This is a genomic window from Staphylococcus sp. HMSC13A10 (genome assembly GCF_001808005.1).
Lineage (GTDB): Bacteria > Bacillota > Bacilli > Staphylococcales > Staphylococcaceae > Staphylococcus > Staphylococcus pasteuri.
In genome coordinates this window covers 23,469-41,205 of sequence record NZ_KV791839.1, presented here as the reverse complement: position 1 = coordinate 41,205, position 17,737 = coordinate 23,469, and the positions used below count along the sequence as shown (strand labels likewise).

14 protein-coding genes are annotated in these 17,737 nt (G+C 32.7%); 13 read left to right on the top strand and 1 reads right to left on the bottom strand.

Going from position 1 to position 17,737, the window contains the following annotated elements:
• From HMPREF3125_RS12955 to gtfB, 8 genes are all read left to right on the top strand, one after another.
• A partial coding sequence (locus HMPREF3125_RS12955; RefSeq protein WP_256278052.1) for an LPXTG cell wall anchor domain-containing protein occupies positions 1-849 on the top strand: 849 nt, incomplete at its 5' end.
• A gap of 118 nt (positions 850-967) precedes the next feature.
• A complete protein-coding gene (gene secY2 / locus HMPREF3125_RS02245) occupies positions 968-2,176 on the top strand; it encodes an accessory Sec system protein translocase subunit SecY2 (protein ID WP_070451657.1) in 1,209 nt (402 codons plus the stop codon).
• Positions 2,177-2,186: 10 nt separating this feature from the next.
• Positions 2,187-3,737, top strand: coding sequence for an accessory Sec system protein Asp1 (gene asp1, locus HMPREF3125_RS02240; protein ID WP_070451651.1), 1,551 nt, complete (start codon positions 2,187-2,189; stop codon positions 3,735-3,737).
• Positions 3,737-5,305 carry an accessory Sec system protein Asp2 gene (gene asp2, locus HMPREF3125_RS02235; RefSeq protein WP_037555839.1) on the top strand — a complete coding sequence of 523 codons (1,569 nt, stop codon included), beginning with the start codon at positions 3,737-3,739 and terminating at the stop codon, positions 5,303-5,305. The genes asp1 and asp2 overlap by 1 nt, the downstream gene beginning before the upstream one ends.
• Positions 5,295-5,876: an accessory Sec system protein Asp3 gene (gene asp3, locus HMPREF3125_RS02230; protein ID WP_017637754.1), complete on the top strand. Its 582-nt coding sequence runs from the start codon at positions 5,295-5,297 to the stop codon at positions 5,874-5,876. The genes asp2 and asp3 overlap by 11 nt, the downstream gene beginning before the upstream one ends.
• A 35-nt stretch (positions 5,877-5,911) precedes the next feature.
• The gene (gene secA2 / locus HMPREF3125_RS02225; RefSeq protein WP_070451649.1) at positions 5,912-8,302 is read left to right on the top strand and encodes an accessory Sec system translocase SecA2; all 2,391 of its coding nucleotides are present in this window, start codon (positions 5,912-5,914) and stop codon (positions 8,300-8,302) included.
• 15 nt (positions 8,303-8,317) lie between these two features.
• Positions 8,318-9,835, top strand: coding sequence for an accessory Sec system glycosyltransferase GtfA (gene gtfA, locus HMPREF3125_RS02220; RefSeq protein WP_070451648.1), 1,518 nt, complete (start codon positions 8,318-8,320; stop codon positions 9,833-9,835).
• Positions 9,828-11,168, top strand: coding sequence for an accessory Sec system glycosylation chaperone GtfB (gtfB, locus tag HMPREF3125_RS02215; protein WP_070451645.1), 1,341 nt, complete (start codon positions 9,828-9,830; stop codon positions 11,166-11,168). Before gtfA ends, gtfB begins: the two co-directional genes overlap by 8 nt.
• Positions 11,169-11,242: 74 nt before the next feature.
• On the opposite strand, the gene HMPREF3125_RS02210 is transcribed toward gtfB, so the two are convergent.
• Positions 11,243-11,716, bottom strand: a complete 474-nt coding sequence (locus HMPREF3125_RS02210; protein ID WP_029056722.1) for an arginine repressor — start codon at positions 11,714-11,716, stop codon at positions 11,243-11,245.
• Between the two features lie 418 nt (positions 11,717-12,134).
• Here HMPREF3125_RS02210 and arcA point away from each other — a divergent pair, with 418 nt between their 5' ends.
• From arcA to HMPREF3125_RS02185, 5 genes are all read left to right on the top strand, one after another.
• Complete coding sequence (arcA, locus tag HMPREF3125_RS02205; protein ID WP_029056721.1) at positions 12,135-13,370, top strand: arginine deiminase; 1,236 nt, start codon at positions 12,135-12,137, stop codon at positions 13,368-13,370.
• A gap of 52 nt (positions 13,371-13,422) precedes the next feature.
• Positions 13,423-14,430, top strand: a complete 1,008-nt coding sequence (gene argF, locus HMPREF3125_RS02200; RefSeq protein WP_017637760.1) for an ornithine carbamoyltransferase — start codon at positions 13,423-13,425, stop codon at positions 14,428-14,430.
• A 108-nt stretch (positions 14,431-14,538) separates the two neighbouring features.
• Positions 14,539-15,969, top strand: coding sequence for an arginine-ornithine antiporter (gene arcD / locus HMPREF3125_RS02195; protein WP_070451643.1), 1,431 nt, complete (start codon positions 14,539-14,541; stop codon positions 15,967-15,969).
• A gap of 17 nt (positions 15,970-15,986) precedes the next feature.
• Positions 15,987-16,928 (top strand): carbamate kinase, encoded by a 942-nt coding sequence (arcC, locus tag HMPREF3125_RS02190; protein ID WP_017637762.1) that lies wholly within the window; start codon positions 15,987-15,989, stop codon positions 16,926-16,928.
• Between the two features lie 19 nt (positions 16,929-16,947).
• The gene (locus tag HMPREF3125_RS02185; RefSeq protein ID WP_046467242.1) at positions 16,948-17,664 is read left to right on the top strand and encodes a Crp/Fnr family transcriptional regulator; all 717 of its coding nucleotides are present in this window, start codon (positions 16,948-16,950) and stop codon (positions 17,662-17,664) included.
• Positions 17,665-17,737 lie beyond the last annotated feature (73 nt).

Here is a 17,737-nt window from a genome sequence, read left to right as displayed (position 1 = left end):
AGCACGAGCACTTCTCTAAGTGGCTCAACTAGCACAAGTACGTCACTTTCTGATAGTTCTAGTACTTCAACTAGTATGTCTATAAGTGAAAGCTCATCTATCAGCACAAGTACGTCTAATAGCGACAGTACAAGCACTTCTGTTTCAGATAGTACTTCCACATCTAATAGTATGAGTACTTCCATAAGCGACTCTGCTAGTACAAGTACTTCGATCTCTGACAGTACATCTACGAGTGATAGTACGAGCACGTCTATAAGCGATAGTGCAAGCACTTCAACGTCTGATAGTACTTCAACATCAACATCTATAAGTCAGTCACAAAGCCATACAAATAGTACTTCATTCAGTGATTCAACAAGTGCTAGTACGTCTACGTCTGAACCAACAAGTCATAGTGATTCAACTAGCGATAGTAGATCAGCAAGCAATAGCCATAGTACGTCTGAAACACCAAGTCATAGTGACTCATTCAGTCATTCAATGAGTGGTAGTAACTCAACTAGTAGTAGCACATCAACATCTTCGTCTATTAGACCAAGTGAAAGTGCATCTACATCTCAAAGTCAAAGTATGAGTACATCAACATCAGACAGTACATCTCAATCTAACTCATCAAGCATGAGTACATCATCTAGTGAGGCAAATATCATTGATCCAACACACCAATCATCTGAAACACAACATCACAATACTAAAGATGATTCAGAAGCATTACCTGATACTGGTGAAAATGATAACCAATCTAAAGGATTATTATCTGGACTATTGTCATTGATTTTTGGTCTTGCTATATTTAGAAAATCTAGAAAAGATAAAAAAGATCGTAAAGAAGATAAAAATAACTAAGTAAAATAAAATAGAGGCGAAAGCATTATTATTTCAAAGTACTTTAATGACTACTAAATAATGAGCGCTTTTGCCTCTTTATAATCATTTTAAGAAGAGGATTATTATGGGAAATAAGATGAACTTCAAAAACATTAAAAATATTGAATATAAAATTTTATATAAACGGATTCTTTTCACCCTAATGATTATTTTCATATACATATTGGGCAGTAATATTAAAATTGCTGACATGAAATCATCACCACATTCACAAGGTTTTCTGAATCTAGCCATTTCAAATGTTGGTGGCGATATTACAACTCTAAATCTATTCTCATTAGGTTTAAGTCCATGGTTAACTACAATGATTATCATGACTTTACTCTCTTATAGAGATATTGAAAAAGGTCAAAAACAAACTCGACTAGAACGTAGTTACAAAGAACGCTTTTTCACTATTTTATTAGCCATTATCCAAGGCTATTTCATTTTAAGCGAGTATATTAATAAAGGTATGATATATCATGCAAACTTTGCTTTATTGTTACTTATCCTATTAACAGGAACAATGTTACTTGTATGGTTAGCTGATCAAAATACAGTTTATGGAATTGCTGGGCCGACGCCTATTGTACTAGCAAGTATTATTAAATCTATTTTTCAAAATAAACAATTCGAGCATATTGATGGAATAACTATAATCATAGGTGGCATTATGCTTTTTGTCGTACTTGTACTTTTATTATTTATAGAGTTAATTGAATATCACATGATTTATAAAGATATTATGAATATTAGTACTTCTCAAAAAGATACTTACGTTTCTTGGAAGTTAAATCCCGCTGGAAGTATCTCAATCATGTTTAACTTTTCATTATTTTTCTTAGTAGGCGTATTAGTCCATTTAGCTGGTAGATGGATAACGGGTAATGCTAAATATCGTCCTTCATTTTTGGAATTGGATAATCCATTAGGCGTTATTATTTTCATTGTGATGCTCATTGTTTTAAATTATTGTTTATCAAGAATGATGTTAAATGTGAAACGTATAGCTAAAGATTTCCAGAAAAGTGGTAACTATTTTGAAGGTATTTATCCTGGTAAAATGACCCAACATTATTTAAATCATAGAGCTAAGCGAATTAGTGCAATTGGTGCATTTGTCATTGGATTCATTATTAGTTTACCTTTAATTAGTTCGATTTTTATATCTGGTATTTCAGCACAAATTTCGATATTCACTCAATTTATTATTTTGATTTACATTACGATTAATATTGTAGAAACAATACGAACATATTTATATTTTGATAAATACAAATCATTTTTAAACAAATATTGGTAAGGAGTAAGGTATGAAATATTTTGTTCCAGCTTGGTACAACGGAGATAAATGGTGGCGTAATCTTAACCAGCCATTTTACTTAAAAAGTGCAATGATTGAATTTGATGATTCTATTAGTTTAATGTCTATGCACGAAAAAAACGACGAACCTTTCAAACTTTTACATTTAAGTTTTAACCCAAATTTGCGTTTATTTTTGCATAAATATGATTTATATGAAGCGAATGTTTGGTCACTATTTGATGAGATTCAAGATTTCGATCAACTACCATCTCGATCATTTCAATTTGAAGATTTAGAGTGGCCTGAGAATACAGAATTCTTTTATTCACCTTATTTAATACAAGCTATGAAAGATAACTATGAATCTCGCATTTATTTCAATCAAGATGGCTATCTAATAGTAGTAGATGATTATGAAAACAGTATACGTGTACGCAGATATATATTCGATGAACGTGGTTATTTAAGTGCTATACGTTATTACTCAGAAGGTAAAGAGGCATTTCAAGATTATCTAACCGCTTCTGGTGACGTGATTCTACGCGAGAATCTCGAAACAAACCATGTTGAAGTTATGTCCAACCACCAATATAAGTTCAATTCAAATTCCTATCCATCAATGGTTGAGTTAATCGAAGAACGTTTTAATGCATACTGTAATGATGAAATGAATTCGAACGATCAACTTATTGTCGCATCAAATACTTTGCATAATAAAATATTCAACACTATCAGACCTGACGTTCGTGTATGTTATTCCGTTTTTAATAAACGAAATCATACAATTGATGAATCCTTTATTCAAACTATGGCTCACAGTAATAAATGGATTGTTGATACTAAAGAAAATGAAAAAGCATTGAAAAATCTAATTACGAATCAATCATTAAGTCCTGAAATATTAAGACTCACCCCTTTCGATACTCAAACATTATCCAATCTTAGTAGTCAACTAAATGAAACTTACATTGGTCTTTGGATAGATGACATGAATGATAATGATTTACAAAACGTATTACATCATATAATTACGTATCTTAAACGCCATACATCATACAGATTAATCATTTTAACTAAAAAGGATGCTACGCAACTTGAGCAATGGTTATTGAATTTAATTAATGATGTTAACGAAAGCTATAATGAATCTGATGACAATGACCTTGCCAAATCAGAATTAGTACAAGCAAAAGAACCTGAGGAATTTGAAGAACTGATTCAAATTCAATCAGTCCCATTTGAAGAGGATTTGATTAAACTATTATCACGTCTAAGAATTGTGATAGATTTAAGTGATGAACCTAATTTATACTTACAAATTTCAAGTATCAGTGTTAGAATTCCTCAAATCAATATTCATCAAGGTAGTTATGTCATACATCTTGAAAATGGCTATATCATTCATCAATATGATGATGTTCCATTTGCATTAGATTACTTTTTAAGTACATTAAAGCATTGGAATCACGCTTACACTTATAACACTAATATGATTAATGACTTAGGATCTGGTCATATTATCCAACAACTTGATCGATTTTTAGAAGGTGAGAAATAATGCCACGAAAATTTAAAGCATTACAAATTGGTGGTTCTGATTTAGAACATTTATTTAACCATAGTCCAGAAGTATCTTGGGATTACTTTGATCCGAAGTTGTTCGAATTTGAAAGTAACTATATTGAAAGTATTGAGGAAATTGTTGAAGAGAATGGACAATTCGATCTAGTCTTTATCCAAACCAATTTAACTGATCATTTAGCTAACTTAATTAACATTGTTAGTCGTCCTTATAATACGCTTGTAGATGAAATTTATTGGCCAAGTGGATATGAAGAATTAGATTTAGTACAAAAATATCTTATCCGCCCTATTCATTACAATACAACTGATGAATTACACGATAAACTATTGTCGATTTCATTTCCTGGACAATATGGGGATAAGGTTAGTCCTGCTCTTACCCATGTGTTTTCGCCCAAACATATAAATGTGACTTACTTTGGAAATAAAGAAATACAATTCCAAGGTGATTTTGGTGACCATTTCATACCTATTCTTAATTGGCAACAAAATCTTATTTATGATAAAGATAAAGTCATAGAAGTATGGCCAGAATTTCATACTGAAGGCGACGTAACATTAGAGTATACTTTCAGACTAGTATCATTTAATCCAGAAGAAGGTATACTTGAAACATTTGTGCTGAGTGAAGAGGAACTTAAGGAACCACTTTATTTAAGACGTCGACCGTACTCTGCATATATTTCAACGTCCGTCAAAGCGAAAGGCAATGGCACTATTCATATTGGTGCAGTTCATAAACGTCTGTCACATATTGAATTTGGTCATCTCCTTCTAGGTAGCGAACGTTTTGTTGATGAAAAGCGAGAAGAATTCTTTTATTACTTTAATCCTGGTGATTTTAAGCCACCGCTTAATGTTTATTTTAGTGGTTATCGTGAAGCAGAGGGGTTTGAAGCTTTCTACCTAATGCAACAACTAGGTGCACCCTTCTTATTAGTCAGTGATCCACGTATTCAAGGTGGCGCATTCTATTTAGGATCTGAAACTTATGAAAATGGTATAAAACAAGTCATTAACGATACATTAAATCAACTCGGTTTCAATAAAAGTGATTTAATCTTATCAGGATTATCCATGGGTTCTTTTGGCGCTTTATATTATGGTGCACAGTTAAATCCTAAAGGTATTAATGTCGGAAAACCATTAGTCAATGTTGGTACAATTGCGGAAAATATGAAGTTATTGCGACCTAATGATTTCGAAACTTCTTTAGATATCGCCCTATCATCTAACTATCAATTGTCTGACTCAAATGAAATAAATCATATAAAACAATTAGATAATAAATTTTGGAACGTTTTTTCCAATAGTCATATTAGTGATACAACTATTGCAATCACCTATATGGAAAACGATGACTATGATCAATCTGCGTTTGAAGACTTGTTACCTATATTCAGTCAACAGAATGTTCATTTAATGAATAAAGCTGTGCCAGGACGACATAATGATGACACACCTACCGTAGTTAATTGGTTTATGAACTTTTACCATATATTACTTAAAGATCATTTTGGGAGAGACAGTCATGCAGAATAATCAAAGATTAGAAGTAAGATGGCGAAAAGTAACACGTCATACTTATCAACACGGCGCTATAATACAATTCCATGATAATTACACATATTATGAGAACCAATTGATGCCCTCAGGATTGCAAATCAATTTATGGGAACCTTCAACGTTATTTGATAAAGATGGACATCCGCCTAAACTTCCCATGTTAAAAAGGGGCTATCATTATCATATTTCGTTAAATATCGCAGCAGTTCCTGAGCATAGTGTGTATGTTATTGTGACTTTTTATTTAAAGAATGGCACTCAACTTGAACAAGTCATTATCAAAGAAGATGAAAGTGAATTTAAATATCCTAATGAAGCATATAGTTATGACATTCGACTTATGAACGCAGCATGTCATCATCTTAAATTTAAAAATATTATATTAACCGAATTAGACCATGCAACCGAGATGAGTGATTCTCCAAAGGAACCTCAAGAAAATATTAATGATAATAACAATGACAATCAGACTTCACAATCACATCAAAACGTGACATTGGTCAATCAAATTATGCGACATACTCGTATGAATAGTGATTATAATTAATCTTCGCAATATCACTAAATGAAAGGAGGATAACTATGAATCTCAATGTAAATACCGCCATTAACCATATTAGACTAAAAAAACTATACAAATTGTTGAATCAAATCAATAACTATAGTGAAGAAATGAAGCAACTCACTGACAGCCAATTACAACAAAAAACACTAGATTTTAAACAGCGTTTAAATAGTAAACAGAATACACTCGATGATTTATTACCAGAAGCCTATGCCGTTATACGTGAAGCTTCACAACGTGTATTAGGTATGTATCATAAAGACGTCCAAGTATTAGGTGCCATTGTGATGCACCAGGGCAATATTTCTGAAATGCAAACTGGTGAAGGTAAAACATTAACGGCTACCATGCCTTTATACTTAAACGCCTTATCAGGCAATTCTGTTTTTCTTATTACAACTAATGATTACTTAGCAAAACGTGACTATTTAGAAATGAAACCGTTGTATGAATGGTTAGGTCTCACTGCATCATTGGGATTTATAGAGAATCCTCAAGGTCCTATATCTAACCAAGAGAAACAAGCGTTATATAACCATGATATTATTTATACTACCAACGGAAATTTAGGGTTTGATTATTTAATCGATAACTTAGCAGATACTAAAGAAAGTAAATTTTTACCTGAATTATACTTTGGCATCATTGATGAAGTAGATTCAATCATATTAGATGCAGCTCAAACACCACTAGTCATCTCTGGTGCACCAAGAGTTCAATCTAACCTATTCGAAATAGTTAAAGCATTCGTCGCAACACTTGAAGAAGATAAAGACTTTAAAATGAAAAAGACCAAACGTGAAATTTGGTTAACTGAAGAAGGCATTGAAAAAGCAAATACTTACTTTAATGTACCAAATATATATGGAGGTCCATATTTAGATTTAGTAAGGAATATTAACCTTTCCTTACGTGCTAAATACCTGTTTGATATTAATCTAGATTATATTGTTATGGATGGCGAAATTATGCTGATCGACCGTATAACAGGTCGTATGCTACCAGGTACAAAAATGCAAGCCGGACTCAATCAAGCATTAGAAGCAAAAGAAAACTTAGATATTTCAGATGATATGAGTGTCATGGCAACTATCACCTTCCAAAATCTGTTTATGCAGTTTCAACGATTTTCAGGGATGACAGCAACTGGGAAACTAGCTGAAAAAGAATTTTTCGATTTATATTCAAAAATTGTTATCCAAATTCCAACTTCCAGACCAGTTATAAGAGAAGACTTGGCTGATAGAGTATTTGTTAATGAAGACATTAAAAATGATGCCATATTAGAAGAAGTGATTAATTATCATAAAGAACAACGACCTGTCCTTCTGATTACACGAACTGCAGAGGCAGCAGAATACTTTTCAACTGAATTATTTAGTCGTCATATTCCAAATAACCTATTAATTGCACAAAACGTTGCTCGTGAAGCACAAATGATTGCTGAAGCAGGTCAATTAAGTGCGGTAACCGTTGCAACAAGTATGGCTGGTAGAGGGACTGATATCAAACTTTCAAAAGACGTACATGCTCTTGGTGGTCTAACCGTATTAATTAATGAACATATGGAAAATAGTCGTGTAGATAGACAATTAAGAGGACGTGCTGGACGACAAGGTGACCCAGGACAATCACAAATTTTTATCTCTTTAGATGATTACCTAGTACAACGTTGGAGTGATTCAAAATTAAAAGACAATCCAACATTAATGAAACAAGATACTGATTATCTATCCGATAGCCCTACTTTTAATAACAAAATCAAGCGCATCGTTAAAAAGGCTCAACGCATTTCTGAAGAAGAAGGAATGAAAGCACGTGAAGCTGCAAATGAATTTGAAAAAAGTATTAGTACACAACGTCAGTTAATTTATAGCGAACGTAATCGCATATTAGAAAGTGAACATTTAGATACATTAGACTATGATAGTATTGCACGAGACGTATTCAATCATCACTTTAAAAATTATAAAAATATAACTGAAAACGACATCACCAAATATATTTATAAAAACTTAAGTTTTAGCTTTAATAAAGATGATTTTGAAATTCATAACCATGATTATGAAGCCATTATCACCTTACTAATTTCTCAATTTAACAACCAACTAATGCTAAATAAAAATAAGATAAATGATGAGGAGTTATTCCAACAATTTCTTAGAAAATCAGTACTCAAAGCGATAGATTCTGCGTGGATAGAGCAAGTAGACTACTTACAACAATTAAAATCAAACGTAAATCAACGTCAAAAAGGTCAGCGAAATTCCATTTTCGAATATCACAAAGTATCCCTAGATTCATTCAAACAAATGGAAGATATCATTAAACATAGAATCATTAGAAATTTATGTTTAAGTATTATTGATCAACAAAAAAATAATGACTTAACAATTCATTTCCCATAGAAAGGAGGTCTATTGATGACAATATATAATATCAACTTTGGTATAGGTTGGGCGAGTAGTGGTGTTGAATATGCCCAAAGTTATCGTGCCAAAATGCTTCGCCACTTAAAAGATGATGCAAAATTCATATTTTTAGACTTTATTTCATCAGAAAACATACAAACGTTAACACAAAATTTAGGATTTAAAGATAGCGAAGTTATTTGGATGTATCAATATTTTACAGATATTCCAATCGCCCCTACGACGTATACTTTAGAACAGCTCAAACATGATATTGGAAATACCATTACACGAATTGAAGTAGATGCTCAAGGTAAAATCCAACGTCTTTATTTAGATCATCAATCACAAACTTTTGTGACTTGTTATATGAAAAATGCAAATAAACCTTATGTTGATCGTGCTGAATTTGTAGTTAATGGTATGCTTATTCGCAAAGATTTCTATAGCTATGTGCGTGTCTTTTCTGAATACTACGCACCTTATGACAACTATGCGAAACTATATATGCGACAATTCTATAATGAAAATGGCACTATTGCTTATCAAGAAATCATAGATGGCGATGCGCGTTCTTATATATTTAAAGATGCACGTTTTTATAGTAAAGAATCTTTTGTTGCTTATTTTATTCAACAATTAAATTTAACTAATCAAGATATAGTAATATTAGACCGAGCCACTGACATTGGACAAGCTGTTCTACAAAATAAAGGAGAAAGTCATGTAGGTGTCGTCATACACGCTGAACATTTCAGTGATAATATCACAGATGATACTAATATATTATGGAATAACTATTATGAATATCAATTTACCAATGCAAAGTACATTGATTTCTATGTCGTTGCTACAGACCTACAAAATCAAATATTGTCTGAACAGTTTCGTCACTATACTGCAGACCGCCCTCGTATCAGAACAATACCTGTCGGAAGTCTCAATCAATTAAGTTTACCGAACGAACATCGTAAACCATACTCAATACTAACCGCTTCCCGATTAGCATCTGAAAAGCATGTGGATTGGATCGCACTCGCAGTTATTAAAGCGAAACAATCTTTACCACAATTGGAATTTGATATATATGGACATGGTCCTGAAAATAATAAAATTCAACAAATCATACATGATTATCATGCTCAAGATTTTATTCACTTACGAGGTCACGTTAATCTTGATGACATTTATTCACAATATGAATTATTTGTATCTGCTTCACAAAGTGAAGGATTTGGATTAACACTTATGGAAGCTGTTGGTTCTGGATTAGGTATGATTGGATTTAATGTTAATTATGGAAATCCAACTTTCATTGCAGATGGTCAAAATGGTTACTTACTAGACAAACCGTCTAAAGACGAGTCCATTGAGGAGATTACTGATCGTATGGCTGCTAAAATAGTTCAATACTTTAAAAATGGTCCCAAAGACCCTCATCAGAAATCATATGATATTGCTACGCCATTTGAGACCAATGAAATGATTAAAAGATGGCAACATTTAGTCGACGAGGTGCTATATGATTAATTTATTTGAATACTATAATCAACCAACACAATTATTACACCAAACATTAGAATTATCGGGTAATCAACATTTTACTATTTGTATCGAAGATGATGGATTCTTACCTGATGAAGTCACATCCCCATATCAATTCTTTGCGGCTAATCAACTTCATGATAATGATCGTCCTAAATTCTTTAACGAAGTGAGTGTCCCCCCATTTTGGGAAATTAACGGTGATGGTCAATCAGCTCAAATTAAAGATATGAGTCATATTAGAGGTGAAATCGTTTATCGTCCACACTTTAAGACAAGGATTGTTAGTCGGGTAAGATGGCTAGATGATAAAGGGCGTCTACGTTCAGAAGATCATTATACAAAGAATGGCTTTAAATTTGCTGAGACAATCTATGACTTAGCAGGAAAAGCAATCTTAAAGAAATATTTAACAAGAGAAGGTAAAGAAGTGATTTATGAGAACTTTGTTACTGGAGATTATGTTTTAGATTGGCAAGGTCAATCTCATTTCTTCGCTTCAAAAGTCGAATTTATCACATACTATCTACAACAAATTCAAGTCGATTTATCAGATATTATTATTAATTCACTATCTACACCTTTCTTAGTATTACATCATATGAATACAGCTGGTAGAGGTATTTTGTTCTGGCAAGAAAATAGTCAAGGCCATGTCCCAGGAAATATGTTGTCCTTACTTGATAATACATTGCAACGTGCATTCTCAGTCATAATTCCTGACTATAAAGAATATGACACTATCGTTTCGCAACTTAATCAAGAACAAGCTTTAAGCGTATTTCAATCTGGTTATTTGTATGATTTTAATAAAACTAATCAATATTCAAATCATGCGTTAATTCTGACAAATTCTGATGATATTCCACAACTTGAGACTTTAATTATTACACATCCAAATATACAATTTCACATTGCTGCTGTAACTGAGATGTCTTCCAAATTAATGGGATTCGACCGATATCATCACGTACATCTATATCCGGCAGCTACAAAAGATATTTTTGAAGCACTATATCAACGATGTGATATTTATCTTGATATTAATCAAGGAAATGAAATTGAAAATGCTGTTACTCGTGCTTTCCATCATCAACATGTCATCTTTGCTTGGGACGAAGTGATACATCAACATACATTTATTGCACCAGAAAATATATTCACTTTGACTGATGTGGAAACATTAAACCATGTATTAACTGATATCACTTCGAATAAACAACACTTTGATCAGCATCTTGCATATCAAGCGAGACATGCAAACCAATCAACAGTAAAAGATTTTACCAACACAATGCATCTTGCATTACATGAATAAATTCTAATAAATATGCGAAAAGCCACTTCTATTTGAATTAAAAATAGAAATGGCTTTTTGTATACTTATTCATTTTAAATAATATCATTATTATACGTCTCTCCAAATAATTGATAATGAACAAACGCTGCAAGTTCTGTTGATTCAACTAAGATGAGTATTGTATCATTGCCTCCCACTGTTCCTAACACTTCATTTAATTTCATTTGATCAATATAAAAATTCACACTTTGTGCAAATCCGGGAGACGTTTTAATGATAAGATAATTATCTTTAATCGTTACCTTCTCAATTTCTTCTTTATATAAGTTAATAAGTTTTGTTTTTGCTTCATTTTGAGCATTATCATTAAATTTACGATAATAACGCTCATTATTGGCAGAAGGCATTTTATAGATTTTCAACTCATTTAAATCTCTTCCAATCGTTGCCACACTATATTTAATACCAAAATGTTTATCGATATAATCTACAATTTCAGCTTTCGAATGAATGTCATTGTCTTTAACGATTGTTGATATTAAATCTAATCGTTTACTTTTTTTCATATTTTATACTCCTTTATCTGCATATTTTATAAAATACAGACAAAATACGTCACAATTACCATAACAAATTTCCCTTCAATGATATGTGAAGTTTTTCTCATAATTAACATTTATTATAAACTTTTTTATAACAATATTGAAAATGTTTATTAAAATGCATAATTAATTACTCTCTCATGACTATAAATACATTCAAACGAATAAAAAATAATATTATATTAATTACTCTATATAATATTAATCGAATATACATGTACATATAGGTTTTATGCGTAAATAATGCATAATTTATCATCATATTGCATTGAATAAATATTTTATATGAAGTTTTAGACATTAAATTTGTGAATTTTTTCTCAAACTATTACTTGAAAGCGCTTTATACTCTAGGTGTATTAAATCAAAGGAGGAAATAACAATGGAAACAGGACCTATCCACGTAAACAGTGAAATCGGCAAATTAAAAACGGTATTACTTAAACGACCAGGTAAAGAACTTGAGAATTTAGTACCTGATCATCTAAGTGGATTGTTATTTGACGATATTCCTTATTTGAAAGTTGCTCAAGAAGAACACGACCGTTTTGCACAAGTATTAAAAGACGAAGGTGTTGAAGTTGTCTATTTAGAAGATTTAGCTGCTGAAGCAATCGCAGATAAATCTGTACGTGAACAATTCATTGACGATATTTTAAAAGAATCTCAAAAGACGGTACTTGGCCATGAGAATGAAATCAAAGAATTATTCGCTAGCTTGAATGATAAAGAACTCGTAGAAAAGGTAATGGCTGGTGTACGTAAAGAAGAAATTCAACTTGAAACAAACCACCTAGTAGAATACATGGATGATCGTTATCCTTTCTATCTAGATCCAATGCCAAACCTTTACTTCACAAGAGACCCTCAAGCTTCTGTTGGTAGAGGAATGACAATTAACCGTATGTACTGGCGAGCACGTCGTCGTGAATCTATCTTTATGACATACATCTTGAAATATCATCCTCGATTCAAAAACGATGATGTACCTGTCTGGTTAGATAGAAACTCTCCTTTCAACATTGAAGGTGGCGATGAATTAATCTTGTCTAAAGATGTCCTTGCAATAGGTATTTCAGAACGTACTTCTGCACAAGCTATTGAACGATTATCTAGACAAATTTTGTTTGATGACAAATCTACATTTACAAAAGTACTTGCTATCGAAATTCCAAATAGTCGTACATTCATGCACTTAGACACTGTATTTACAATGATTGATTATGACAAATTTACAATGCATGCCGCTATTTTCAAAGAAGAAGATAATATGAACATCTTTACAATTGAAAAAGATGAACAAGGCAAAGATATTAAAATCTCACATTCTAGCAAATTAAAAGAAACATTAGAAAATGCATTAAACATCGATAATATTGAATTTATTCCAACTGGTAATGGAGATGTTATTGATGGCGCACGTGAGCAATGGAACGATGGTTCTAATACGTTAACTATTCGCCCAGGTGTAGTTGTCACATATGACAGAAACTATGTATCTAATCAATTATTACGAGACAAAGGTATTAAAGTAATCGAAATTACTGGTAGTGAACTAGTTCGAGGACGTGGAGGCCCAAGATGTATGAGCCAACCACTTTATAGAGAAGACATTTAACCAAACCAATATAAACGACTTACTAAACTTTTAAAGAAATGAGGAATGAATCATGTCAGAAATTCAACAACCACTTAACTTAAAAGGTAGACATTTATTAAAAGAAGACGATTTTACTAAGAAAGAATTTAGCGATTTAATCGACTTTGCAATTACTTTAAAAGATTATAAGAAACAAGGTATTCAACATCGATATTTAGACGGCAAAAATATTGCACTTCTATTTGAAAAAAATTCTACACGTACTCGTGCAGCATTCACTGTAGCATCAATCGACCTAGGTGCACATCCAGAATTTTTAGGAAAAAATGATATTCAATTAGGTAAAAAAGAATCAGTTGAAGATACTGCCAAAGTATTAGGTAGAATGTTCGACGGTATTGAATTCCGTGGTTTCTCACAAGATATGGTAGAAGATTTAGCAAAATATTCTGGCGTCCCTGTTTGGAATGGTTTAACTGACGCATGGCATCCAACTCAAATGTTAGCAGACTATATGACAGTTAAAGAAAACTTCGGTCATTTAGATGGAATTAAATTAACATATGTCGGTGACGGACGTAATAATGTAGCAAACTCACTATTAGTAGCAGGTCCAATGCTAGGTGTAGATGTAACTATTTGCTCACCAAAAGAACTCTTCCCTTCTCAAGACTACGTTGATATTGCTGAGAGACGTGCTAAACAAGACGGAGGTTCTGTAACAATTACAGATAATATTGATGAAGGCGTTAAAGATGCAGACGTTATCTATACAGATGTATGGGTATCTATGGGTGAAGAAAGTGAATTTGAATCACGTATTAACTTATTAAAAGATTATCAAGTCAATAAAGCAATGTTCGATAAAACTGGTAAAGACAGTACTATATTCTTACATTGTTTACCAGCTTTCCATGATACAAATACAACTTACGGTCAACAAATTAAAGATGACTATGGTTTATCTGAAATGGAAGTCACTGATGAAATCTTTAGAAGTAAACATTCTAAAGTATTTGATCAAGCTGAAAACCGTATGCATACCATTAAAGCTGTAATGGCTGCTACGCTTGGATAGTTAGCAAAAAAGTACATGCAGGTTTAGTTAAGATATCCTCATATCACTATACATCCAAATACGTATCACTAACTGAACCTGCTTAATTATTCAAAGGAGAAATGACACATGAGCGAATCAGATACAAATAAACTAAGTAAAACCTCCTTGATTGGCCTCGTCATTGGTTCAATGATTGGTGGCGGTGCATTTAACATTATCTCTGACATGGGTAACCAAGCAGGTGGTTTAGCTATTATTATCGGCTGGATCATTACTGCAATTGGTATGATTTCACTAGCCTTTGTCTTTCAAAATCTAACAAATGAAAGACAAGATTTAGATGGCGGTATTTATAGTTATGCACAAGCTGGGTTCGGTGATTTTATTGGATTTTCAAGTGCTTGGGGCTATTGGTTTGCAGCATTTCTAGGTAACGTTGCTTATGCCACATTATTAATGTCAGCAGTCGGTAACTTCTTCCCTATTTTCAAAGGTGGAAATACACTCCCAAGTATTATCGTAGCTTCTGTCTTATTATGGGGTGTTCATTACCTTATTTTAAAAGGAGTAGAAACAGCTGCCTTTATCAATAGTATTGTTACTGTAGCTAAATTAATCCCTATCTTACTTGTCATTGTATGTATGATAGCAGTCTTCAACTTTGACACATTTAAAGCAGGTTTATTCGGTATGACATCTGGAGATACTGGTATGTTCAGTTGGGGTGATACTTTAGGTCAAGTGAAAAGTACCATGCTTGTAACTGTATGGGTCTTCACAGGTATAGAAGGTGCGGTTGTCTTTTCAAGTCGTGCTAAAAGTAAAAAAGACGTTGGTACTGCTACCGTTATTGGCTTAATTTCAGTATTAGTCATCTATTTCTTAATGACAGTACTAGCACAAGGTGTTATACAACAAAACCACATTTCTGAGTTATCTAACCCATCAATGGCAGCAGTATTAGAACATATTGTCGGACATTGGGGATCTGTGTTAGTCAATATAGGATTAATTATTTCAGTTCTAGGTGCATGGCTAGGATGGACGTTATTAGCTGGAGAGTTATCATTTGTAGTTGCCAAAGATGGACTATTTCCTAAATGGTTTGCTAAGGAAAACAAAAATAAAGCACCTGTTAACTCTTTATTAATCACAAATATACTAGTACAAATTTTCTTAATCAGTATGTTGTTTACAGAAAGTGCATATCAATTTGCCTTTTCATTGGCATCTAGTGCCATTCTTATACCATATATGTTTAGTGCTTTCTATCAAGTTAAATACACATACTTAACTAAGGATCGTGCTACAACAAAACAATGGGTAATCGGTATTATATCTTCTATTTATGCGATTTGGTTGATTTATGCTGCGGGAATAGACTACTTATTATTAACCATGTTGCTCTATATTCCTGGACTGTTCGTTTACCAAACCGTTCAAAAAAATAATAAAAAACCTTTAACAAAATTAGATTATATATTCTTTGTATTAATCACAATTCTAGCAATCATCGGTATTATCAGATTAATAACTGGTGCCGTAGATGTATTCTAAGTAAGGAGTGAAACTTTATGGACAACAAAATTGTCATTGCTTTAGGCGGAAATGCCATTCAAACTGACGATGGTTCCGCTGACGCACAAAGAAAAGCAATACGTTCAACAATGCAAGCGCTCAAACCTTTATTCAATACAGACGCTGATATTGTTATATCACATGGTAATGGACCACAAATTGGTAGTATGTTAATTCAACAGGCTAAAGCTGATAGTCCGCAAACACCTGCCATGCCACTTGATGTTTGTGGATCTATGACACAAGGTATGATTGGTTTTTGGATAGAAACTGAAGTAAACAGAGTGCTTTCAGAGATTAATAGTCCTAGACGCGCAGGTACTGTCATTACGCGTGTAGAAATTGATGAACATGATCCTCGTATGTCTAATCCTACTAAACCAATAGGACCATTTTACACTAAAGAAGAAGCTGACCAACTACAAAAAGACAATCCAGAATCAACATATAAAGAAGATGCTGGACGTGGCTACCGTAAAGTGGTACCTTCACCTTTGCCAGTGTCTATTTTAGAGCATCAACTCATTAGTACATTAGTAGAAAATCAAAACATCATCATTGCATGTGGTGGCGGCGGCATTCCAGTTATTAAGCGAAATGACACATATGAAGGTGTGGAAGCTGTAATAGATAAAGATTTTGCCAGCGAACGCTTAGCACAACTCATCGATGCTAATACGCTAATGATATTAACGAACGTAGAAAATGTTTATATCAACTATAATCAACCTAACCAAGAGGCATTAACACAAGTTAATGTAGAAACTTTAAAAGACTATGCTAAAGCAGGTAAATTTGCTGAAGGCTCTATGCTCCCTAAAATTGAAGCAGCAATTGATTTTGTTGAAAGCGGTGAAGGTCGACGTGCGATTATTACTAATTTAGAACATGCTTATGACGCTTTCAAAGGACAAGTTGGCACACAAATCAAGCATTAATCACTAAGGTGGTGCGTTTATGACAATCAACCAATCTAGAAACACAACAATCGACAATTCATTAATCACAAATCGTAGTGAGCAGTGTCTTGAGCGTTTAGCCGCATTTATAAACATCCCTGCCGTAGCTCTACAACCGTATAAAAATGAATGCATTGTTAGGCAATACAATAAAGGACAAGTTATTTACTATTCTTCTGACGAATTAACTCATGTATATTATCTCATCGACGGTTATATACTAAGAGAACATTTTAATATGAATGGTGATGTATACAGACTCTTAAATAAAGATGATCAATTGTTCCCCATGCACAATTTATTTCAAGACAAAACAACTAATGAAATGTGTACTGCTATCACAGACTGTATTATGATTGCCATTCCTATTGAATTAATCGAATACCTTTGTAGAAATAACGATAAAGTGTTTATTAGAATCTATCAATTGTTATGTGACAACCAAAGACAACAAATTGAATATCATATGGCTTTAAGTTCTAAAAGTGCAAAAGCACGCGTGACTAAGCTATTAATCTACTTATGTCACATGATTGGTTATGATAACGATGAATTTTACGAAATCAAATCATTTTTAACAATTCAAATGATTAGTGATCTTGCTAGCATTTCACGTGAAACAACTGGACATATTATTCAAGAATTAAAAGAACACAATATTTTACTTAAGCATCATAAAAATTGGATTATAAGCAAACAAATTTCAGAGTTGTAATTTTATTCCCATGAATTTATACTTTATCCCATTTATACGTAACAATGATTCAATATGACCTCCTGTTCAATTA